Consider the following 21,521-nt stretch of genomic DNA (forward strand, 5'->3'; position numbering starts at 1 on the left):
CTCACCGCAACCGGCCACGGCCCCCACCGATACGATCGCTTCGGCACCACCGGATGCCGACCGATCGATCGAAGGGGGCCGTGTGGCTGGGTCCACCCAGCGGCGCACTCGTGGCGCCTCCTCGACCCGATCCGTCACGATGCAGGAGGTCGGTGAGGCCGCGGGCGTGTCCGCCCAAACGGTGTCCCGGGTGCTCAGCCGCCCGGACCGGGTATCCGAGGAGACCCGGCAGCGGGTGCACCGGGCCATCGAAGAGACCGGCTACGTCCCCAATCTGGCCGCCAGCCACCTGGCCTCGAATCGCAGCCGCACCATCGCGGCCATCGTCCCGGTGATCTCGGCGTCGATCTTCTCCGACACCCTGCGCGCGGCGGCGGCGCGTCTGGGCCCGGCGGGTTACCAGATGACCGTGGGCTACACCGATTACGAGGAGGAGCGCGAGGAGGACCTGATTCGCGGCGCCATCTCCCGGCGCCCGGACGGTTTCCTGATCGTCGGCACGCTGCACACCGACCTCACCACCCGACTGCTCCGGGACTACGGCGCCCCGGTGGTCGAGACGTGGGACTGGAACACCGAACCGCTGGACACCCTGGTCGGCTTCTCCAACCGCGACGCGATGATCGACGTGGTGCGCTACCTCGTCGACAACGGCCATCGCAGACTGACATTCGCCGGCATCCTGCGACCCGGTGACGCCCGGGCCAGCCGGCGGCTCGAAGGATTCACCGCCGGGATGCGCGCCCTGCTCCCCGATGAACCCCTGCGTGTGGTGGACCTGCCCGGCCGGGAGGTGTCCATGGACACCGGGGTGGAGTTGCTCGACACCGTGCTGCAACGCCATCCCGAAACCTCCGCGGTGGTGTTCGCCTCCGACGTCTTCGCGGCGGCCGCGGTGCTGGCTGCCCAGCGACGGGGCCTGGTGGTGCCGGACCAGCTGGCGATCACCGGTTTCGGTGACTTCGAGATAGCCCGCCACCTCATCCCCGCGCTCACCACCGTCAGTGTGGACGTCAACGAAATCGGTTCGCGCGCAGCCGATCTCCTCCTGGCCCGGATCAACGGTGAAGCCGTCGACGCCACCGCCGTCGACGTCGGCTATCGCATTGTCGCGCGCGAGACCGCCTGACCGGTCGCGGCCACCGACCCTCCCGGATCGAAACTCACCTGGGACCGACCGGTGACGGGATGCGGGCCGACGGTGCCGACGACACCGTAGACCTGCGCCAACAACTCCGGGGTCAGAACCTCCGCCGGTGGGCCCGCACACACCGAACGCCCGCGATCGAGCACGTGGATGACATCGCAATAGTGCGCGGCCAGGTTCAGATCATGCAGCGCGACGACGGCCGTCACCCCCAGCCGGCGCGGCAACGCCAGGGCGTCGAACTGATGCCGGATATCGAGGTGGTTGGTGGGCTCGTCGAGCACCAGCAGACGCGGGTGCTGCGCCAGGGCCCGCGCGATGAGCACCCGCTGGCGCTCGCCGCCGGACATCAGCGCGAACGGCTGCCACGTCAGATGCGCGGCGCCCACCAGGTCGAGCGCCTGCGCGACGATCGCGGCGTCCGTTGCGTCGTCACGCTGGAACATCCGCTTGAACGGGGCGCGGCCCATCGCCACCACATCGTGGGCGCGCAGATCGAAATCACCTGCCGCATCTTGTAATACGGTGGCCACCCGGCGGGCGAGCTCCCTGCTGGACAGCTGACCGATCTTCACCCCGTCGACGTACACCTGCCCGGCGGCGGGTTTCAGGATGCCCACCAGCGCGCGCAACAGGGTGGATTTTCCGCACCCGTTGGGGCCCACCACCCCGATGACCTGGCCCGGTTCAGCCGACAGCGACACCGATTCGACCACCATGCGGCCGCCGAGGCGCACCGACACCGCGTCGGCCCGCAATCGCGCGGCGCTCACGCGGCCACCGTCCGGCGGGCATCCCGGCGGATGAGCCAGAGGAAGAACGGCCCACCGCACAACGCGGTGAGCACACCCACCGGGATCTCCTGCGGTGACGCCAACGTCCGGGCCGCCATATCGGCGATCACCAGGAAGGAGGCGCCCGCCAGCGCGGTGGCCGGCAGCGCCCGCCGGTGGTCGCTGCCCACGAGCAGTCGCACCGCGTGGGGCAGGATCAGCCCGACGAACCCGATGGGCCCGCTGACGGCCACCAGCACACCGGTGACCAGTGAGGTCACCACGAACACCTGCGCGCGAAACCGGTTGGCGTCCACCCCCATTGTCATCGCTGCCTCATCACCGGCCAGCAGGACGTTGAGGATGCGGGACTGCGCCAGCAGCACCGCCAGCCCGATCAACACCACCGACAGCGGCAGCCACAGGGAATCCCAGTTCGCCCCACCCAAACCGCCCAGCAGCCAGGTCAACACCTGGCGGGCCTGGTCGCCGCTGCTCGACATGATCAGCATCAAGCTGGTCACCGCCGACAGCACGTAGGCGACCGCGACACCGGCGAGGACCAGGCGGGTGGTGGTGATCTGGCCACCGGCGCGGGACAGCAGGTACACCAACCCCAGTGCCGCAAGAGCACCCAGGAAGGCGGCGACGGACGTCGAGGCGAACCCGAACACCGTCACCCCGGTCAGGATGACCGCCACCGCGCCCACCGAAGCACCGGAGGAGACCCCGAGCAGGAACGGATCGGCCAGCGGGTTGCGTACCAGCGCCTGCAAGGTCATCCCGACCACACCCAGGCCGGCGCCCACCACCGCGCCCAGCAGCACCCGCGGCCCCCGCACCTGCAGCACGATGGTCGCGTGATGCGTGGGAACAGGTTGTTGCAGAATCGCTTTGGCGACATCGGCCGGCGGGACGTTGATGGAGCCGATCGCCAGACCCAGCACCATGCTGGCGACCAGAAGGGCGGCCAGGCCCAGCATGACCATGGGGTAGGAAGCCCGCGGGTTCACAGCGGACAGTCCCCACACTTGCGTCCGGCGGCCGTGCGGTAGAACAGGCAACAGCTCCGCCGCTTGGGGGTGGTGATCGGTCCGATGACCCGGCCGAGCAGGGGCGGCTGCGCCAACAACGCCGACGCGACGGCATAGCAGGACCGGCCCCGGCTGGCTGACCGCGCCGAGAGCACCAATGCCGTGGCGGCGTTGCCCCACAGCAGACCATCGGCCATCTTGGTGGCGGTCCGCACGGTCTCGTGGAAGACTTCGAGCTGGCTGATGACGTTGTGCGCCAACAATTCTGCCACCTGTTCCGTGGTCGCACCCAGACAATCGGTGCCGCGCAGGTCCGCGAAACCCAGGACCAGCCTGCCGTCTGCGCCGGCGCCGTACCGCAGCCCGGTCAGGTCCGGCACGATGCGGCCGAAAGCCCACGCCCCCAGCGACACCGCCCACAGTCGTTCGGCGAACTCGTATTGCAGAGAGGACACCGCCACCCGTGACTCGGCGGTACCGAGCCGGGCGGCCACCGCCGTCAGCGTCCTGTCGAGGTCGAACTCCGGAACGGCCCCGTCCAGTCCGACTTCGAAGTACCCGCCGAACCGGGCGGCGCGGGTGAGCGCAGCCGCCAACGTCATTGGAAGCGGTCCGGATGCAACTGCGCTGCCAGCTTGCCCACCGCGTACGGCGCCCGAACCCCCATCACCGTGTCCTGCAGGGTCAGGTCGGCGAACCTGTTGTTCTTGATCGCCGGTACGTCGGCCAGCTCCGGCCGCGACCGCAGGAACTCCTTCTTGTTCTCCACCCCCGGCGCGCCGAAGTAGTCATAGATGACGATGACATCGGGGTTGCGTTCGATGACCTGTTCCCACGAGACGTCGCCGAACACCTCGTCGAGATCGGCGAAAATGTTGGTTCCCCCGGCCAATTCGATGAGCTGGGTTCCGATTCCCTTGCCGCCGGCGGTGAATGCCGAGTCCTCGCCACTGTCGTAGACGAACACCTTCAGCGGTGGCACGCCCTCGATGCCGGCGCGCGCGTCGTCGACGCTGCGTTTCATCTCGGTCGTCAGGCTCTCCGCGCGTTCCGGCACACCGAAGATCGTGGCGACCCGCTCGATCTCGGCGTAGACGTCATCCATCCGGACCGGGCCCGTCGCGCAGGCCTCCGGGCTGAGATACGTGGTGATCCCGGCATCGGCGAACGCAGCGCGGGCGCGGCCCTCCGACTCGGCGAACGCGCTGCGGTAGCCGCCGTAGACGAAATCCGGGCCCGCCGCCAGCAATTGTTCGAAGGAAGCGTCCTTGTCCGAGATCAACGGGATGTCGTCGTAGGCCTGCTGGTACTGCGGCAGCGGCGGATTGTCCGGGTAGACATTGCCCACCACAGAGTCCTGTAATCCGAGCGCCAGCATGATCTCGGTGGACTGCTGGAAATAGCCGACCGCCCGGGCCGGCGGCGCGTCGACGGTGACGGCCTCATCGCAGTTGTCGATGGTGAGCGGGAAGCCCTCTGCCGCTTCGGCTTTGGTGTCCGAAGCTGCCGAACTGCAGCCGGCGAGAAGCGCTACAACGGTGAGGATGGCACAGAGTGTGCGAACGGTCATGCGTGACTCCATCCGGGATGTCCTCGTCCCAGGGCAGGCTCATCCGGTGGAGGCAGTATCGGACTTCCGGGTTCGCTACCCGGTCACCGTGGCGGGACCGCGCCGGATTCACACCGGCTTCCTGCTTGTCCATCGGAGCCGATCGGTTGACCGGCGCTACCGACTTTAGCTGAGAGGAAGTCCGGCAACCACGAGGGTGGGTTGTCCGGAGCCCGGTCGAAGACCCCGCCCGACGGATCGTCGATACGGCCACGCCAGCGCACCAGGTCGTCGGCGGGGCGGTAGATCTGCCGGATCACCAGGACACAGAGCCCGATGACGGCGATGTCTCGCAGCAGGACGGTGGTGGTCAGCGCCTGCTCGGGCAGACCCTTGTTCTGCTCGCCGAACAGGAACAGCATGCGCGGCACCCACACCAGGGCGTCGATGGTCATCCAGGCCAGCAGGATCCTGCGGTGCGGGAGCGCGAGCACCGCCAACGGAACCAGCCACAGCGAGAACTGCGGGCTCCACACCTTGTTGGTCAGCAGGAACGCCGCCACCACCAGAAACGCCAACTGCGCCAGCCGGGGCCGCGTGGGTGCGGTGAGCGCGATGTAGGCGATTGCGGCACAACACAACACGAACAACAGCGCAACCACACTGTTGAGAATCGCCGGCGGCTCCCAGAAGCCGAGCTCGGTGTCGAAACCCCGCCAGCCGGTGAAGCTGCCGAACACGTTGTACAGCGAGTCCATGTCCTCACCGCGGCGGCTGTTGAGCCGGAAGAACTCCGCCCACCCCTGCGGGAACAGCACCATGATCGGCAGGTTGACCACCAGCCAGGCGGCCAGCGCCGCCGCCACCGTCTTACCGGCCTCGACGAGACGGCCCGACCGCACCGCCAGCAGCACGATCGGCAGGAGCAACAGCGCCGGATACAGCTTGGCCGCCACCCCGAGGCCGATCAGCACACCGGCCAGCACCGGTCTTCGGCGCGCCCACGCCAGCAGCCCACCCATGGCGAAAGCCGTTGCCAGCGCGTCGAAATTGGTGAAGATCTGGAAGATCAGCAGAGGCGAGCCGGCCACCAGGGCGGCGTCCCAGATGCGGCGTCCGGCCAGCATCGCGGTGGCCCACACCGTCGCCAACCAGGCCAGCGCCAGGCCGAACGCGGCGATGTTGAAGAACATCACCACCTCGGCGACACCGGAGAGCACCGGCCAGGTGACGGCCCGCGTCAGCGCCGAATAGGTCTTGGCCAGCGCCATCGACACGTACTGGTAGACGCCGGTGAGCACCGGATACTCCATGTAACGGATGGCCTGGGTGCCGTCGTACTGGGTGCGGGGCTGACCGTTCTCGTCGGTCTCCAGCCAGCTCGATTTGTACGGGAACTTGCCCTGGCTCAACAACTCCGCGGTGTAGAGCGGCACGGTGTCGGAATAACAGAGCGAGTAGTAGGCCCGCTGGTTCTCCCAGTTGGCCACGCGTTGATCGGCGGTGCCGGTGCCCACGGTCTGCAGACACGGCGATTTGGTGGTCCACCCCAGCGCGAGGAACACCAGGGCGATGACGAAGATGACCCGCAGCGGGGTGAACAACCGCTGCCTGCCGATGAGTGCATGCCGTCCGACCGGTCCCCCGACCACGTCGGACATGGCCGACACCATCACATCGTTGCGGCTGGGCAGGTCCCGATCGTCGGCACTGCGGGTATCGGTGGCCAACCGCTGCGGTGACACTCCCCCCGATTCCGTCACGGGGGCGGCGGGGGCACGATCGGTGCGTTGGGGTCGACCGGCGGGGGCACCGGAGCGCCCGGCGCGGCCGGTACGGGCGGAGCGCCACCCGGAACCGGAGCCGGCACCGTCGTCGGCGGACCCAGCGGGATGGTGATACCCGGCGCGATCTCGATACTGGGCTGGATCACCGTGCCCGGCTGCGGTGTCGGCGGCGCGGTCTGCGTCGGCCGCGGTGGCGGAGCGGCAGGCACCCCGGCGTACCCGCCGATCTCGGTCGGCTTCGGGAATTCCTCGTCGTCGGTGCCCTCGAGGGCGCCGTCCATCGTTGCCTTCCAGATGTCCGACGGCAGGCCCGAGCCGTACACCGGCGAGCCCCACTGGTTCTCCAGCGGCTTGGTGCCGTCGACGGTGCCCACCCAGACGGCGGTCGACAAGGACGGGGTGAACCCGACCATCCAGGCGTCGCGGTTGGCGCCGGTGTCGCCGAGCTGATTGGTGCCCGTCTTCGCGGCCGACGGGCGGCCGCCGGCCAGGTTGTGGCCGTTGGAATAGCCGGCGATGGGTTGCATGGCGGCGGTGACGTTGTCGGCGACGGCCTTGTCGATGCGCTGCTCACCCTCGGTGTCCTGGGTGCTGGCGTCAAATAGGACCTGGCCCTGCGCGTTGACCACCTTCTGCACGAAGTGCGGCCGGTGGTAGACGCCGGAGTCAGCCAGCGTCGCGTACGCCGAGGCCATGTCGATGACCCGGGACTGGTACTGCCCCAGCACCACGCCGTTGTTCGGCGGCCCGCCCTGGCCGTCCTCGCTCAAGGTGTGCTCGACACCGGGGAAGCTCTCGGCGATACCGGCCCGGTGCGCGGCGTCGGCGACGTCGGACGGGCCGTTCTCCAGCTCGAGCATCAGGCGGTAGTAGCTGGTGTTGAGCGACCGCTTCAACGCCTCGGCGATGTTGCAGGTGCCGCAGCTGTTGCCTTCGACATTGCCGATCTCGATGCCGTTGACGGTCAGTGGTGACGAGTCCACCTGATAGCCCAGCCCCTTGCCCTGCTCCAGGGCCGCGACGAGTGCGAACACCTTGAACGACGAGCCGGTGGGCAGCCCGGCCTGCGCGAAGTCGAAACCGTTGGCATCCGAGCCGCCGTAGTAGGCCTTGACCGCGCCGGTCTTCGGATCGACCGACACCACGGCCGACCGCATGTCCGGGTCCTGACCCTCGAGGGTCTCGGTCACCGCCTCCTCCGCGGCCGCCTGCGCCTTGGGGTCGATGGTGGTGGTGATCTGCAGGCCCTCGGTGTTGAGTTGCTGCTCGTCGATGTCGAACAGGTCCAGCAGCTCGCGGATGACCTGCCGCTCGATCAAACCGTTGGGGCCCGTGGTCTGGTTGGCCGAACCGGCCTGCTCCGGCGGGATGGTCGGGGGGAACACCTGTGCGGCGCGGTCCTCGGCGGACAGTGCGCCGATTTCGACCATGCCGTCGAGCACCCAGTTCCAGCGGGTGGTGGCGCCTTCCAGGTCGACGGCAGGGTCCAGTCCCGACGGCCGCTGGATCAGCGCCGCCAGCAGCGCACCCTCGGCCACGGTGAGCTGCTCGACGGGTTTGTTGAAGTAAGCCTGGGCGGCCGCCGAGACACCGTAGGCGCCGCGGCCGAAGTAGATGATGTTCAGGTACGACTGCATCACCTGGTCTTTGGACCATTCGCTGGACATCTTCGTCGAGATGACCAGCTCCTTGGCCTTGCGGATCACCCCGCCCACACCGGAGCGGGCGTCGCCGACCAGCGCGTTCTTCACGTACTGCTGCGTGATCGTCGACCCGCCCTGCAGATCGCCGCCGAACAGGTTGTTCTTCGTGGCGCGCAGGAAGCCGGTGAAGGAGAAGCCGGGATTGGAGTAGAAGTCACGGTCCTCGGCGGCCATCACCGCATCCCGCACCGACACCGGGATCTGGTCGATGTTGACGTCGACCCGGTTGCCTTCCGGCGGAACGATCCGCGCGATCTCCGAGCCGTCGCTGGCCAGGATGGTCGAGACCTGGTTGGTGCGGATGTCGCCGGGCTTGGGCACCTCGACGATGAAATACGCCATCCCGAACGTGATGAGCGGTAGCAGGATCAGGACCGCGGCGGCGGCGGCCAGGCCGCGCCGAACCCACTTCCAGTTGATCTGCGAGGGCTTCTTCGGCCCGCCGCCACCGCCGCCGGGCGGATGCGGCCCGCCGGGCGGCAGCTTCGGCGGCGGCGTCCCGTCGAGGGCGGCCTTGACCACGTCGATCGGGTCGCGCAGGCGGGGATCGGGTACTTCGCGCACCGGCGGGATGACCGAGGTGGGCCGCTGGTCGGGCCGCACGGCACTTCTGCGGTGTGGCTCCGGCTGCGCCGGGAGGCGGCTGGTTTCGGGCTCGGGTCGTCTGGCGTGCGCACCGTTGGCCGCTGACCCGCGCTGATCATCAGAAGCCGACCGGTCGTGCCGCCCCGGGTTACTCACTGGCCGTCCGCGCGCCCTTGCGCGCAGTTCGAGTGCGGGGCGCCTTCGGAGACTTCGGCGCGCCCAGCACGTAGGACTTGACCAGATGATTCCAACTGCAGGTTCGGCATACCTCCACCACATGTACCGAGAACTCTTCGTGCTTGGTCGCCAGTAGTACCAGTTCCTCGGCGGTACGAGCCGATCCCGACACCGGGCCCAGATGGTCACCGAACACCCAGGACACCAGCGTCAGCTGTTCCTTCCGGCAGATCGGGCACATGACGGAACTGGGTTTTCCGTGGAACTTCGCGGCGCGCAACAGGTAGGGGTTGGCGTCGCAGACCTCGGAGACGCCCGTGCGGCCGGAGTACACCTCGGCCAGCAGGGAACGCCGCCGAAGCGCGTAGTCCACCACCTGTCGCTGCAATCGCACGATCACAAGAGTACGTCGGCCTTCTGAGCACAGAGCCGCGACGGGCCTGCCCTGTGCACGAAACCGTGCATCCGCCCAGCGCTGCCGCATGCCATGACGCTCATCACCGCAGTTGTAAGCATCCGGGGGGACGAACTCTTACGATCATCGCGTGGCGACGCGTCAAACAGCAGGTACACGGGCCAAGGACAGCAACAGGAACGACACCTGCGCGGTTCTGGACAGTGCGCTGGCCGACGGCCAGTTGTCGATGGAGGAACACCGCCAGCGGGTGGCGGCGGCCACTGCCGCCGCGACCCTCGGTGATCTACAGGCGCTGGTGGCCGATCTGCAGATCGAGAACGCACCCGTCAAACTGCCCGACCTGAAGAAGCCGTCTCCCCTGCAGACTCCAGGCGCCGGCTGGGGTCTGCGGGCCGCGGTGGCGGCGGTGCTGGTGGTACTGGGCATCGGGATCGGCTGGGGGTTGTACGGCAACACCAGCTCGCCGTTGAGTTTCGAGACCGATCCGGGCGCCAAATCCGACGGCATTCCCGCCAAGGTGCTGACCCCGCCGCGGCAGTTGTTCTCCCTGGGCGGGCTGACCGGGCTGTTCGAGCAGATGCGCTCGAAGTTCGGCGACACCACCGGCTACGACATCACGATCTTCGAGGACTACGCGTCGCTGACCCGTCAGGACCCCACGGAACCGCGGCGCGCGCTGAGCTACTCCTACCGAGGCGGCTGGGATGACCCGTCGGAGACCACGGTGGGTTCCGACGAGCGCGTCGTGGACCTCGGTGCCTTCGACATCCCCGCGATGGTGGGCATCATCCGCGGCGCCCCGGAGACGCTGGGTATCGATCCCGCGGAGGTCGAGAGCACACACGTCAGCATCGAGGCCACCGACGACATCACCGCGCCGCCGGGCACGATCGAGGTGAGCATCTACGTGACGCCGGAATTCGGTAACAGCGGCTACCTCGAGCTGGGCGGCGACGGTGTGATCAAGCGGGTGTCCTACCCCAGCGAGTAGGCCGATCTTCACTCGGATGTTGCTCTGATGTAGCGGCGTATATATCGGCGCGATACTATTGCGCGAGGTGTCGAACCGCCGTAACGGACGAGCAAGGAGGTGTTGGCGATGCTGGAACTCGCCATCTTGGGCCTTCTTCTCGAATCGCCCATGCACGGCTATGAACTCCGCAAACGGCTGACTGGACTCCTGGGCGCATTCCGCGCCTTCTCCTACGGTTCGCTGTACCCGGCCCTGCGCCGGATGCAGACCGACGGGCTCATTGTCGAAGACGCTGCCCCGGAGGGAACCTTGAAGGTCCGGCGGGCCCGTCGCGTCTACCAGCTCACCGATGCCGGACGGCAGCGGTTCAGCGAGTTGGTGGCCGACACCGGTCCGCAGAACTACACCGACGACGGGTTCGGTGTGCATCTGGCTTTCTTCAACCGCACCCCGGCCGAAGCCCGGATGCGAATCCTGGAGGGTCGTCGTCGCCAGGTCGAGGAACGCCGGGAAGGTCTCCGTGAAGCCGTTGCGCGGGCCAGTAGTTCGTTCGATCGGTACACCCGCCAGCTGCACCAACTCGGGCTGGAGTCCAGCGAGCGTGAGGTGAAGTGGCTCAACGAGCTGATCGCCGCCGAACGCGTCGCCAACGGGCGCACCGATCAACCCTGAAAACCCACGGCAAGAGTGGTTCGTGAAGACGGACGCAATACGCAAGTTGAAAGATGAAGGGAAACGTCCATGACTGACCAGGACATCCGGGTCGCCATCGTCGGCGTCGGAAACTGCGCGTCCTCGCTGGTGCAGGGTGTGCAGTACTACAAGGACGCCGACGAGAACGCCAGCGTCCCCGGCCTGATGCACGTGAAGTTCGGCCGCTACCACGTCCGGGACGTCAAGTTCGTCGCCGCCTTCGACGTGGACGCCAAGAAGGTCGGCTTCGACCTGTCCGAGGCCATCTTCGCCTCGGAGAACAACACCATCAAGATCGCCGACGTGCCGCCGACCAACGTGACGGTGCAGCGCGGACCGACACTCGACGGCATCGGCAAGTACTACGCCGAAACCATCGAGATCTCTGACACCGAGGCCGTCGACGTGGTCAAGGCGCTCAAAGACGCCAAGGTCGACGTGCTGGTCTCCTACCTGCCCGTCGGCTCCGAAGAGGCCGACAAGTTCTACGCCCAGTGCGCCATCGACGCCGGCGTGGCCTTCGTCAACGCGCTGCCCGTCTTCATCGCCTCCGACCCGGTGTGGGCCGAGAAGTTCCGCGCCGCCGGTGTGCCGATCGTCGGCGACGACATCAAGAGCCAGGTGGGCGCCACCATCACCCACCGCGTGATGGCCAAGCTGTTCGAAGACCGCGGCGTGCAGCTGGACCGCACCATGCAGCTCAACGTCGGCGGCAACATGGACTTCCTCAACATGCTGGAGCGTTCGCGGCTGGAGTCGAAGAAGATCTCCAAGACCCAGGCCGTCACGTCCAACCTGCAGCGTGAGTTCAACACCAAGGACGTGCACATCGGCCCGTCCGATCACGTCGGCTGGCTCGACGACCGCAAGTGGGCCTACGTCCGCCTGGAAGGCCGCGCCTTCGGTGACGTGCCGCTGAACCTGGAGTACAAGCTCGAGGTGTGGGACTCGCCGAACTCGGCCGGCGTCATCATCGACGCGGTGCGCGCGGCGAAGATCGCCAAGGACCGCGGTATCGGTGGCCCCGTCGAGGCGGCCTCGGCGTACCTGATGAAGAGCCCGCCGAAGCAGCTGGCCGACGATATCGCCCGCACCCAGCTCGAAACCTTCATCGAGGGCTGAGTCTTCTGCGCCGAGACTGCGCACGCTGCGGGAATTCCCCGGGAATCCCGCACTGTGTGCAGTCTCGGCGTGTTTGTACAGTCAGAGCGTGGTCTCTGATGACGAGTTGCCGGGTCTCGACGAGTTCGCCCTGCTGCCGGAGAACGCCGAGCAGGCCGGGGTGTCACACGTGCCTCCGGTGCAGCGCATCGACGCCGGCGAGATCAGCGCACTGAAGTTCGGCGCCGAACCGCCGACGGTGGTGTTCCTGCACGGCGGCGGGCAGAACGCCCACACCTGGGACACCGTGATCGTCGGCCTCGGCGAGCCCGCCTTGGCGGTGGACCTGCCCGGTCACGGCCGTTCCGCCTGGCGCGAGGACGGTGACTACGGACCGAAACTGGCCGCCGAGAAGATCATTCCGGTGCTGCGCGAGCACGCCCCCGCACCCGCGCTGGTGGTCGGCATGTCCCTGGGCGGGCTCACGGCACTGCGGATCGCCGCCACCGCGCCCGAGCTGGTGCCGCGCCTGCTGCTGGTCGACGTCACCCCGTCAGCGCCGGAACGGCACACCCAGATGACCGAGGCGCAGAAGGGCACCGTCGCACTGGTGCAGGGCGACCGGACCTTCCCCAGCTTCGCCGCCATGCTCGAGGTCACCGTGGCCGCCGCCCCGCACCGGGACCGGAACTCCTTGCGGCGCGGCGTGTTCCACAATTCGAAGCGCCTCGACGACGGCACCTGGACCTGGCGGTACGACTCGTTCCGCAAGGGTGAGGGGTTCGAGGGACTCTGGGATGACGTCGCCTCGATCTCCATGCCGACGACGCTGGTGCGCGGGGCCAACTCGTTCTTCGTCAACGACGACGACGCCGCTCAGTTCGCCGCGGAGGCACCGGGGTTCCAGCGCACCATCGTGGTCGCCGATTCCGGCCACTCCGTGCAGAGCGATCAGCCGCGGCGCCTGATCGAGATCCTGCGCGAGGTACTCGCGTAGCGCACTACGCGTGATCCCCCGCCGCATCAGCGCGACGCTCGATGCGACCAAGGGGGAACCGCCATGACCACGATCGACATCCCGCGTCCCGACGCCGGGCAGTCCGAGTACGCGCGCGAACTGCGCCGCCAGCAGGACGCCGCCCGCGCCCGGATGCACGCCAGGAGCACCACCCGGATCACCAACACCACCGCCCTGGCCGGGCCCGACGGATTGGTGAAGGTCAACGAACTCGACCGCGTGGCAAAGCGGATGGATCGGGTCAATGCCTACCGGGACAACACCACACCGTCCGGTGCCGCACCCGAACTGGCCTCCGCCAGCGCCGGCGCCGCCGAAGCCCAGCTCGAGAAGATCATCAACACCCCCGATTTCCTCGAGGTGCGCTACCTCGACGAAGGGGTGGCCGCCGCCCGCTCGGTCGGTCGGGTACACGTGGTCGACGCCGCCGGACCGGCCGGCTTCGGCACCGGATTCCTGGTGTCACCGCGGCTGCTGCTGACCAATCACCACGTGCTGGGCAGTGCCGACATCGCCCGGCACAGCGCCATCGAGTTCGGCTTCCAGGACGGCCCGGGCGGGACAGCGGTCAAACCCACCCGGCTCGGGTTCGCACCCGATGTCTTCTTCGTCGCCGACCGTGACCTGGACTTCGCCCTGGTGGCCGTGGACGCAACCCCAGAAGTGTTGGCGCCGTTCGGGTTCAACCGGCTGACCGCCGCCCAGGGCACGGTTCTCATCGGCGAGTACGTGACGATCATCCAGCATCCCGGCGGCCGCAAGAAGCAGATCGTGCTGCGGGAGAACAAGGTGATCGACATCCCCGAGATCGCGGTCACCTACTCCGCCGACACCGAACCGGGCTCGTCGGGCTCACCGGTGTTCAACGACCAGTGGGAAGTGATCGCCCTGCATCACGCCAGCGTCCCGACCCCCGGCAACGAACAGTTCGCGTTCCTCAACGAGGGCATCCGGATCAGCCGCATCCTGCGCTTCCTCGACGGCCTTGCGCTTCCGGAGGGTCAACGCGCACTGCTGACCGAAGACCTTCCGAAAACGCCGATCGCCGGTCCGGTGGCCGCCGGGGTCGAGGTGTCGGCACCCCCGGCCACCGAGCCGGTGCGAATCACGGTGCAGTTCAACGGGAGTGTGGTCCGTGCCGTCGGCGTGGTGGAACCGGATCACGAAGCGATCGACATCGACCCGGACTACTCCAGTCGCGACGGTTACGACGCCGGCTTCCTGGGCGTGCCGTTGCCGCTGCCGGAGTCGACGGCGCCGCTGTCGCCCGAACTGCGGTACCACCACTTCAGCGTGCGCGTGCACACCGCCCGACGACTGGCGATGTTCACCGCCGTGAACATCGCCGGCCCGATCACCCCGATCGGCCGTGAACGCGATCGCTGGACCCTGGACCCGCGGCTACCCGAGGATCAGCAGACCGGGGAAGACGTCTACCGCAACAACGATCTGGACCGCGGGCACCTGGTGCGTCGTCTCGACCCGGCGTGGGGCCCGAATGCCAAAGCCGCCAACGACGACACCTTCCACTTCACCAACTGCGCGCCGCAACACCACGACTTCAACGCCGGCCAGACGAAATGGCTGGGCCTGGAGGACTACATCCTGACCAACGCCGACAACCACCGCCTGGCGGTCAGCGTGCTCACCGGGCCGGTGCTCGCCGACGACGACCCGCACTACCGCGGGGTGCAACTGCCCCGCCAATACTGGAAGGTGGTGTCGATGGTGAAGACCGACGGGACGCTCTCCGCGACGGGATACCTGCTCAGTCAGGCGGCGCTGCTGGACGGTGTGGTGAGCCATGAAGCGTTCTCGTTCGGCGCCTACCGCACCTTCCAGGTGCCGGTCGCCACGATCGCGACGCTGACCGGGTTGGTGCTCACCGACTACATCTCTGCCGATCCGCTGGCGCGGCTGGAGGCCCTGCCGCTGCCGCGGGAGATCCTGCGCGACGAGGACATCGTGCTGTGATCTTTTCGCCGACCTCGTTGCCCGCTGTTCACCGTTTGATTGCCCGCTGATTGCCCAGCGCACGTAACTTCACCCGAGTTCCGGCCGCCAGCCCCGGCCGATGTTTCCTCGGGAGGATCCGCAGCCATGGCAATCGTGCCGTTGAACCTGTTCGTCGCTCATGATGGGAAGTCGTCGCGGCAGCGCATCACGTGCCGCTACAAGTGCGGTGATCAGTGCGCCCACCCCGCGCCGAACAAGACCGAGAACGAGTACTTCGGCGATGTGGTGCGCCAGGCGATGTCACGGCGCTCGGTGCTGCAGGCCGGCGGTGTCGCGGTGCTGGCCGTCGGTGGAGGGTCGTTGCTGGCCGCCTGCTCGACGGACGAATCCCCCACCGCGGCAACCACATCCAATAGCGCAGCGCCGGCCGAACTGGAGCCGCTGCCGGGCATGAACTTCGCCGCCGTGGCCCCCAACAGCGAGGACGCGGTGGTGATCCCGGAGGGCTACCGCCAGGGTGTGGTGATCAGCTGGGGTGACCCGGTGCTGCCCGACGCCCCCGCCTTCGACGTCAACAACCAGACCGCCGCCGCCCAGCGGGGACAGTTCGGGTTCAACAACGACTTCGCCGGGCTGCTGCCCATCGAGGGGCAGCCGAACCGCTTCCTGCTGGTGGTCAACCACGAGTACACCACCGAGCAGTTCATGCACCCCGGTTACGACGCCGACGCACCCACCCGCGAGCAGTTCGACATCGGGGTCGCGGCCCACGGTTTGACCGTCGTCGAGGTGGAGCGCACCCCCGACGGCCTCAAGCCGGTGATGGGACGCTACAACCGCCGCATCACCGCCGACAGCCCCTTCACGCTGACCGGCCCGGCCGCAGGCACCGATTTCGTCAAGACCGCCGCCGACCCGACCGGACGCACCGTGCTGGGTACCGTCAACAACTGCTCCGGAGGTGTAACCCCCTGGGGCACGGTGCTTTCCGGTGAAGAGAATTTCAACAGCTACTTCGGTGCGCCCGAGGGCGCACCCGCCCCCGGTCCCGTCGAGGCCGACCGGCTGGACCGCTACGGCGTCAAACTCGAACCCACCGAACGCAAGTGGGAGAACTTCGACCCGCGCTGGGACGTCACCAAGGCGGCCAACGAGGTCAACCGGTTCGGCTACGTCGTCGAACTCAACCCGTGGGACCCGGAATCCAACCCGGTCAAACATTCGGCGCTGGGCCGGTTCAAACACGAAGCCGCCAACATCTACGTCACCGACGACGGCACCGTCGTCGCCTACTCGGGTGACGACGAGCGCTTCGACTACATGTACAAGTTCATCTCGTCGAAGAAGATCCAGCCCGGCAATACGCCCGAGGCACGCGCGGCCAACATGACCATCCTGGACGAGGGCACGCTCTATGTCGCGAAGCTGACCAGCGACATCCCCGCTGCCGAGATCGACGGCTCGGGCAACCTGCCGTCGTCCGGCTCCTTCGCCGGCTCGGGCACCTGGATCCCGCTGCTGCGCTCCGGCGCAGGCGGGCAGGCCGAGTCGCTGGTCGACGGGATCAGCCCGCAGGAAGTCGCCGTGTTCACCCGCTTCGCCGCCGACAAGGTGGGCGCCACCAAGATGGACCGCCCCGAGGACTTCGAGGCCAATCCCGTCTCGGGCAAGGTGTACGTCGCCTTGACCAACAACGACGACCGCGGCGCCGACGGCGAGCCCGGCCCCGATGCGGCCAACCCGCGCAACGACAACAAGAACGGCCAGGTCCTCGAGATCACCGACAACCACGCCGGCACCGATTTCACCTGGGATCTGTTGCTGGTCTGCGGCGATCCGGCCGCGGCCGACACCTACTTCGGCGGGTTCGACAAGACCAAGGTCAGCCCGATCTCCTGCCCGGACAACCTGGCCTTCGACAGTCACGGCAACCTGTGGATCTCCACCGACGGCAACGCGCTGGACTCCAACGACGGCCTGTTCGCCGTGGCGCTGGAGGGCCCGAACCGCGGTGAGACCAAGCAGTTCCTGACGGTGCCGATCGGCGCCGAGACCTGCGGGCCGATCGTGATGGACGACCTGGTGACCGTCTGCGTGCAGCACCCGGGCGAGAACGACGACAACAGCATCGACGATCCGCTGTCGCGCTGGCCCGAAGGCGGCAACGGCACCGCCAAGCCGTCGGTGGTGGCGGTCTGGCGCGACGGCGGCAACATCGGCGTCTAACTGCGATTTCGGCGCGCTCATAACCGCTGAGCGGTTATGAGCGCGCCGAAATCACTACGTTGGGGGACATGAGCCAACCCATTCGCATCGGTGTCCAGCTACAGCCGCAACACTCCCCCAACTACGGCCACATCCGCGACGCGGTCCGGCGTTGCGAAGACATCGGCGTCGACATCGCCTTCAACTGGGACCACTTCTACCCGCTCTACGGTGATCCCGACGGCGCCCACTACGAATGCTGGACGATGCTCGCCGCATGGGCCGAGCAGACCTCACGCATCGAATTCGGCGCACTGGTGAGCTGCAACTCCTACCGCAATCCCGACCTGCTGGCCGATATGGCGCGCACCGTCGACCACATCAGCGACGGCCGGCTGATCCTGGGCATCGGCTCGGGTTGGAAACAGAAGGACTACGACGAGTACGGCTACGACTTCGGCACCGCGGGCAGCCGGCTCAACGACCTGGCCGCCGCCCTGCCGCGGATCCGCGCCCGGCTCGGCAAGCTCAACCCGGCGCCGACGCGCGACATCCCGATCCTGATCGGCGGGCAGGGCGAGAAGAAGACACTGCGCCTGGTCGCCGAGTACGCCGACATCTGGCACGGGTTCACCGATCGCCACACCTACCCCGGTAAGGCCGAGGTGCTGGACCGGCATTGCGCCGACGTCGACCGCGCGCCGCAGGCCATCGAACGATCGTCTGGAGTCCCTGAGCGAAGTGTCGACGAGATGCTCGCCGAAGCCGACGCGCTGGTGGATCTGGGAGTGACACTATTGACGATCGGCGTCAATGGACCCGACTACGACTTGGCCGCGGCCGAGGCGCTGGTGGCGTGGCGCGACCGGCGTGTCGAAGGGTGAGTTCACACGGGTTAACAGTTGACAGCCACGGTCATTTTACCGTGAGTTTCCTGTGAACTTCCGTCCCATCTACCCGTTCACGTGCTGAGACGAATACAAGACAGTTAGTCTTGGCCCGGCAATTCCGGATAAAGCATGGGCGTGTCTGTCGAAATCACGGCAGAATTCACATGTGCTCATCTGAGCACCGGGGTTCGGGGAGATGCAGATGCCGAAGAAGTACGGGGTCAAGGAAAAAGATCTGGTGGTGGCCCACGTGGTCAACCTGATCTTGACGGGCAAATTACGTTCAGGCGATCGGATCGATCGCAACGAAATCGCTCATGCACTGGGCCTGAGCCGGGTGCCGATCCAGGAAGCAGTGGTGCAACTCGAGCACGACGGCATCCTCAGCACCCGGTACCACCGGGGCGCGTTCGTCGAGCGGTTCGATGAAGCGGTGGTACTCGAGTACCACGAGATCTACGGGATGCTCAACGGGATCGCCTCGGCACGCGCCGCTGCCGACCCCGAAGCCCGCGTGGTCCCCAAACTCGATGCGATGATGCCGGTGCTGCGAAGCACTTTTGCGGGACAGACCTTCAACGACGCGGGCTGGGAGTACCGGCGCACCATCTACGACGAGTACGCCGGGCCGCGGTTGCTGGCCAACATCCGCGCCTCCCAGTCCTTCATCCCCCGGGAGTTCTGGGGTGCCTACCTCAACTCCTCCTCGGAGATGCTGCCGCTGTATGAGCGCGAAACCGAGGCCATCCGCAACCACGACATCGAAGGGGCGCGGACCGCCAACATCGACCGGGCCAACCTCATGGCGAAGGTGATGCTGGACGAACTGCGCCGCCGCGGAGTGTTGGGCAGCGCGGCGATTCTCGCGGTCTGATCCAGCCGAAGCCGCCGTCTGCGCCAGGGGCGGCGTAGGTTGCTCACGGTGAGGTCTTACGCCGGCCGCCTCCTGGCCATCGTTGCCACCGTCCTGATCGTGTCCGGACTGGCGCTGGCACCGCCGGCGTCGGCCGCGGATCAATGCGCGCCCCCGGGTATCGCCAGCGCCAGCGCGCTGCCGACCAATCTCGCCGCGGCCGCCGCCGGTCCCGCCGAGGACAAATACACGACGGAGACGTCGGCGCCGTTGGACTCGATCGACGTCGCCGCGCTGGGCCTCGGCACGCCCGGCACGCTGACGGTCGGCACCCTGTCGGACGCGCCGCCGAGTATCTGCATCAACTCCGCGGGCCAGTTCACCGGATTCGACAACGAGTTGCTGCGTGCCATCGCCGACAAGCTGGGCCTGCAGATCAGCTTCGTCGGCACCGACTTCTCCGGGCTGCTCGCGCAGGTGGCCTCACGCCGATTCGACGTCGGTTCGTCCTCGATCACCACCACCGACGCCCGCCGGCAGACCGTCGGGTTCACCAACGGCTACGACTTCGGGTACTTCTCACTGGTGGTGCCCACCGGGTCGCCGATCACCGGGTTCTCCGACCTGGCCGCCGGGCAGCGCATCGGCGTGGTGCAGGGCACCGTGCAGGAGGCCTACGTCGTCGACAGCCTTGGCCTGGACCCGGTGAAGTTCCCCGACTACAACACCGTCTACAGCAGCCTCAAGACCCGGCAGATCGACGCCTGGGTGGCACCGTCGCAGCAGGCGGTGGGCACCGTGCAGGCAGGTGACCCGGCCACCATCATCGAAAACACCTTCAGCCTGGACAACTTCGTCGCCTACGCGGTGGCCAAGGAGAACCGGCCGCTGATCGATGCGTTGAACTCCGGTCTGGACGCCGTGATCGCCGACGGCACCTGGTCGCGGCTCTACACCGACTGGGTGCCCAGGGCCCTGCCGCCGGGGTGGAAACCCGGCTCCAAAGCCGCACCGCTACCTCAACTTCCCGACTTCGCCGCCGTGGCGGCGGAGAATCAGCAAGGCGCCGACCAACCGGCAGCATCGGCGCCGAAGTCGACACTGGCCCAGTTGGGCGACGCGTTCTTCACCTGGGAGCTCTACAAACAGGCGATCCCCGATCTGTTCAAGACGGGCCTGCCCAACACATTGATCCTGACCATCAGCGCCAGCATCATCGGTCTGGCTCTCGGCCTGGCGCTCGCCGTCGCCGGTATCTCCCGGTCGCGATGGTTGCGTTGGCCGGCACGGGTTTACACCGACATCTTCCGGGGCCTGCCCGAAGTGGTGATCATTCTGATCATCGGGCTGGGTTTCGGCCCGGTGGTCGGTGGGCTCACCGGTAACAACCCGTATCCGCTCGGTATCGCGGCGCTGGGCCTGATGGCCGCCGCCTACGTCGGTGAGATCCTGCGTTCCGGTATCCAGAGCGTCGAAGCCGGCCAGCTGGAGGCCTCTCGCGCGCTCGGGTTCAGCTATTCGTCGTCGATGCGGCTGGTGGTGGTGCCGCAAGGTATCCGGCGGGTGTTGCCGGCGTTGGTCAATCAGTTCATCTCACTGTTGAAAGCGTCGTCGCTGGTCTACTTCCTGGGACTGATCGCCAGCCAGCGTGAACTGTTCCAGGTGGGCCGGGACCTCAACGCCCAGACCGGCAACCTGTCACCCTTGGTGGCCGCCGGCCTGTTCTACCTGGCGTTGACCATCCCGTTGACCCACCTGGTGAACTACATCGACGCCCGGCTGCGCCGCGGGCGCACCACCGGCGAAACCGAGGACCCGCTGAACCCCGTGACGACCACCCAGGAGATGGTGTGATGGCAGAACCCGCGCCGGTCTCTCTGGCCGCCAACGACATTCACCTCGCCTTCGGACCCAACAAGGTGCTGCGCGGTGTCGACATCGACGTGCCCGCGGGAACCACCACCGCCGTGATCGGGCCATCGGGCTCCGGTAAATCGACGTTGCTGCGCACGCTGAACCGGCTCTACGAACCCGACCGCGGTGACATCCTGCTCGACGGCAGGTCGGTGCTCGCCGATGATCCCGACGCGTTGCGCCAGCGGATCGGCATGGTGTTCCAGCAGTTCAACCTGTTCCCGCACCGCAGCGTGCTGGACAACGTGATGCTGGCACCGCGCAAGCTCAAGAAGCTGCCCGCCGAGGCCGCCCGGGAGCTGGCGCTGCAACAGTTGGACCGGGTGGGGTTGCGGCACAAGGCCGACGTCCGGCCGGGCACGCTGTCCGGTGGCCAGCAGCAGCGGGTCGCGATCGCCCGCGCTCTGGCGATGGCACCGCAGGTGATGTTCTTCGACGAGGCCACCTCGGCGCTGGATCCCGAACTGGTCAAAGGCATCCTGGCGTTGATCGCCGACCTCGGGGCGGACGGTATGACGATGGTGGTGGTCACCCATGAGATGGGCTTCGCCCGCTCGGCCGCCGACGCCGTGGTGTTCATGGACCACGGCAAGGTGGTGGAAGCGGGGCCACCCGAGAAGCTGTTCGACGCCGCCGAGACCGACCGACTGCAGCGATTCCTGTCCCAGGTGCTGTGACACGTCAAATTTTTGCCGAATTTCGAGTTCCCGCGCAGAATGACAGCCGCTGACAGGTTAGACTAGCG

The 21,521-nt window shown here is 67.4% G+C and carries 17 protein-coding genes, 1 pseudogene and 1 riboswitch; of the genes and pseudogenes, 11 read left to right on the forward strand and 7 right to left on the reverse strand.

Annotation, left to right across the window (positions count from 1 at the left end; translation table 11 throughout):
- Window positions 1–82: 82 nt before the first annotated feature.
- Window positions 83–1,129, forward strand: coding sequence for a LacI family DNA-binding transcriptional regulator (locus tag NL241_RS34360; protein WP_487692006.1), 1,047 nt, complete (start codon window positions 83–85; stop codon window positions 1,127–1,129).
- Here NL241_RS34360 and NL241_RS34365 read toward each other — a convergent pair.
- The 7 genes and pseudogenes from NL241_RS34365 to NL241_RS34395 all read right to left on the reverse strand — a co-directional run bounded on the left by NL241_RS34365 (window position 1,099) and on the right by NL241_RS34395 (window position 9,149).
- A complete protein-coding gene (locus NL241_RS34365) occupies window positions 1,099–1,920 on the reverse strand; it encodes an ABC transporter ATP-binding protein (protein ID WP_494396382.1) in 822 nt (273 codons plus the stop codon). The two genes, NL241_RS34360 and NL241_RS34365, sit on opposite strands and share 31 nt — an antisense overlap.
- Window positions 1,917–2,909 (reverse strand): FecCD family ABC transporter permease, encoded by a 993-nt coding sequence (locus NL241_RS34370; protein WP_494398447.1) that lies wholly within the window; start codon window positions 2,907–2,909, stop codon window positions 1,917–1,919. Before NL241_RS34370 ends, NL241_RS34365 begins: the two co-directional genes overlap by 4 nt.
- A 20-nt stretch (window positions 2,910–2,929) precedes the next feature.
- Entirely contained in the window at window positions 2,930–3,556 is a 627-nt protein-coding gene (locus tag NL241_RS34375; RefSeq protein WP_494396383.1) for a (2Fe-2S)-binding protein, read from the reverse strand.
- Window positions 3,553–4,524, reverse strand: coding sequence for an ABC transporter substrate-binding protein (locus NL241_RS34380; protein ID WP_494396384.1), 972 nt, complete (start codon window positions 4,522–4,524; stop codon window positions 3,553–3,555). The genes NL241_RS34375 and NL241_RS34380 overlap by 4 nt, the downstream gene beginning before the upstream one ends.
- Before the next feature lie 34 nt (window positions 4,525–4,558).
- Window positions 4,559–4,694: riboswitch (cobalamin riboswitch) on the reverse strand.
- Window positions 4,668–6,248 (reverse strand): annotated as a pseudogene (locus NL241_RS34385) (glycosyltransferase family 87 protein); the annotation flags it as partial. (Overlaps the previous riboswitch by 27 nt.)
- 14 nt (window positions 6,249–6,262) lie before the next feature.
- Complete coding sequence (locus tag NL241_RS34390) at window positions 6,263–8,734, reverse strand: transglycosylase domain-containing protein (protein WP_487692010.1); 2,472 nt, start codon at window positions 8,732–8,734, stop codon at window positions 6,263–6,265.
- Entirely contained in the window at window positions 8,727–9,149 is a 423-nt protein-coding gene (locus NL241_RS34395; RefSeq protein ID WP_487692011.1) for a DUF5318 domain-containing protein, read from the reverse strand. The genes NL241_RS34390 and NL241_RS34395 overlap by 8 nt, the downstream gene beginning before the upstream one ends.
- 151 nt (window positions 9,150–9,300) lie before the next feature.
- Here NL241_RS34395 and NL241_RS34400 point away from each other — a divergent pair, with 151 nt between their 5' ends.
- From NL241_RS34400 to NL241_RS34445, 10 genes are all read left to right on the forward strand, one after another.
- Complete coding sequence (locus tag NL241_RS34400) at window positions 9,301–10,164, forward strand: DUF1707 SHOCT-like domain-containing protein (protein WP_487692012.1); 864 nt, start codon at window positions 9,301–9,303, stop codon at window positions 10,162–10,164.
- A 108-nt stretch (window positions 10,165–10,272) separates the two neighbouring features.
- A complete protein-coding gene (locus NL241_RS34405) occupies window positions 10,273–10,818 on the forward strand; it encodes a PadR family transcriptional regulator (RefSeq protein WP_487692013.1) in 546 nt (181 codons plus the stop codon).
- A gap of 69 nt (window positions 10,819–10,887) precedes the next feature.
- Window positions 10,888–11,961, forward strand: coding sequence for an inositol-3-phosphate synthase (locus tag NL241_RS34410; protein WP_487692014.1), 1,074 nt, complete (start codon window positions 10,888–10,890; stop codon window positions 11,959–11,961).
- 88 nt (window positions 11,962–12,049) lie between these two features.
- Window positions 12,050–12,937, forward strand: a complete 888-nt coding sequence (locus NL241_RS34415) for an Rv0045c family esterase (RefSeq protein ID WP_494396385.1) — start codon at window positions 12,050–12,052, stop codon at window positions 12,935–12,937.
- A gap of 63 nt (window positions 12,938–13,000) precedes the next feature.
- Window positions 13,001–14,932, forward strand: a complete 1,932-nt coding sequence (locus NL241_RS34420) for a DNA/RNA non-specific endonuclease (protein ID WP_487692016.1) — start codon at window positions 13,001–13,003, stop codon at window positions 14,930–14,932.
- A gap of 126 nt (window positions 14,933–15,058) precedes the next feature.
- Window positions 15,059–17,140, forward strand: a complete 2,082-nt coding sequence (locus tag NL241_RS34425; RefSeq protein WP_494396386.1) for a PhoX family protein — start codon at window positions 15,059–15,061, stop codon at window positions 17,138–17,140.
- A gap of 68 nt (window positions 17,141–17,208) precedes the next feature.
- The gene (locus tag NL241_RS34430; RefSeq protein WP_494396387.1) at window positions 17,209–18,003 is read left to right on the forward strand and encodes an LLM class F420-dependent oxidoreductase; all 795 of its coding nucleotides are present in this window, start codon (window positions 17,209–17,211) and stop codon (window positions 18,001–18,003) included.
- 208 nt (window positions 18,004–18,211) lie between these two features.
- Window positions 18,212–18,883, forward strand: coding sequence for a GntR family transcriptional regulator (locus tag NL241_RS34435; protein ID WP_487692020.1), 672 nt, complete (start codon window positions 18,212–18,214; stop codon window positions 18,881–18,883).
- Between the two features lie 48 nt (window positions 18,884–18,931).
- On the forward strand, window positions 18,932–20,716 hold the full coding sequence (locus tag NL241_RS34440) for an ABC transporter substrate-binding protein/permease (protein ID WP_487692021.1): 1,785 nt from the start codon (window positions 18,932–18,934) through the stop codon (window positions 20,714–20,716).
- Entirely contained in the window at window positions 20,716–21,453 is a 738-nt protein-coding gene (locus tag NL241_RS34445) for an amino acid ABC transporter ATP-binding protein (RefSeq protein ID WP_494396388.1), read from the forward strand. The genes NL241_RS34440 and NL241_RS34445 overlap by 1 nt, the downstream gene beginning before the upstream one ends.
- Window positions 21,454–21,521: the final 68 nt, after the last annotated feature.

Source organism: Mycolicibacterium sp. SMGY-1XX (assembly GCF_059132455.1).

Excerpts from the sequence above, each read along its gene's own strand:
- NL241_RS34435 (WP_487692020.1), top strand. The coding sequence starts at position 18,212 with ATGCCGAAGAAGTACGGGGTCAAGGAAAAAGATCTGGTGGTGGCCCAC.
- NL241_RS34375 (WP_494396383.1), bottom strand. The coding sequence starts at position 3,556 with ATGACGTTGGCGGCTGCGCTCACCCGCGCCGCCCGGTTCGGCGGGTAC.
- NL241_RS34380 (WP_494396384.1), bottom strand. The coding sequence starts at position 4,524 with ATGACCGTTCGCACACTCTGTGCCATCCTCACCGTTGTAGCGCTTCTC.
- NL241_RS34445 (WP_494396388.1), top strand. The coding sequence starts at position 20,716 with ATGGCAGAACCCGCGCCGGTCTCTCTGGCCGCCAACGACATTCACCTC.
- NL241_RS34410 (WP_487692014.1), top strand. The coding sequence starts at position 10,888 with ATGACTGACCAGGACATCCGGGTCGCCATCGTCGGCGTCGGAAACTGC.
- NL241_RS34425 (WP_494396386.1), top strand. The coding sequence starts at position 15,059 with ATGGCAATCGTGCCGTTGAACCTGTTCGTCGCTCATGATGGGAAGTCG.
- NL241_RS34370 (WP_494398447.1), bottom strand. The coding sequence starts at position 2,909 with ATGGTCATGCTGGGCCTGGCCGCCCTTCTGGTCGCCAGCATGGTGCTG.
- NL241_RS34430 (WP_494396387.1), top strand. The coding sequence starts at position 17,209 with ATGAGCCAACCCATTCGCATCGGTGTCCAGCTACAGCCGCAACACTCC.
- NL241_RS34405 (WP_487692013.1), top strand. The coding sequence starts at position 10,273 with ATGCTGGAACTCGCCATCTTGGGCCTTCTTCTCGAATCGCCCATGCAC.
- NL241_RS34420 (WP_487692016.1), top strand. The coding sequence starts at position 13,001 with ATGACCACGATCGACATCCCGCGTCCCGACGCCGGGCAGTCCGAGTAC.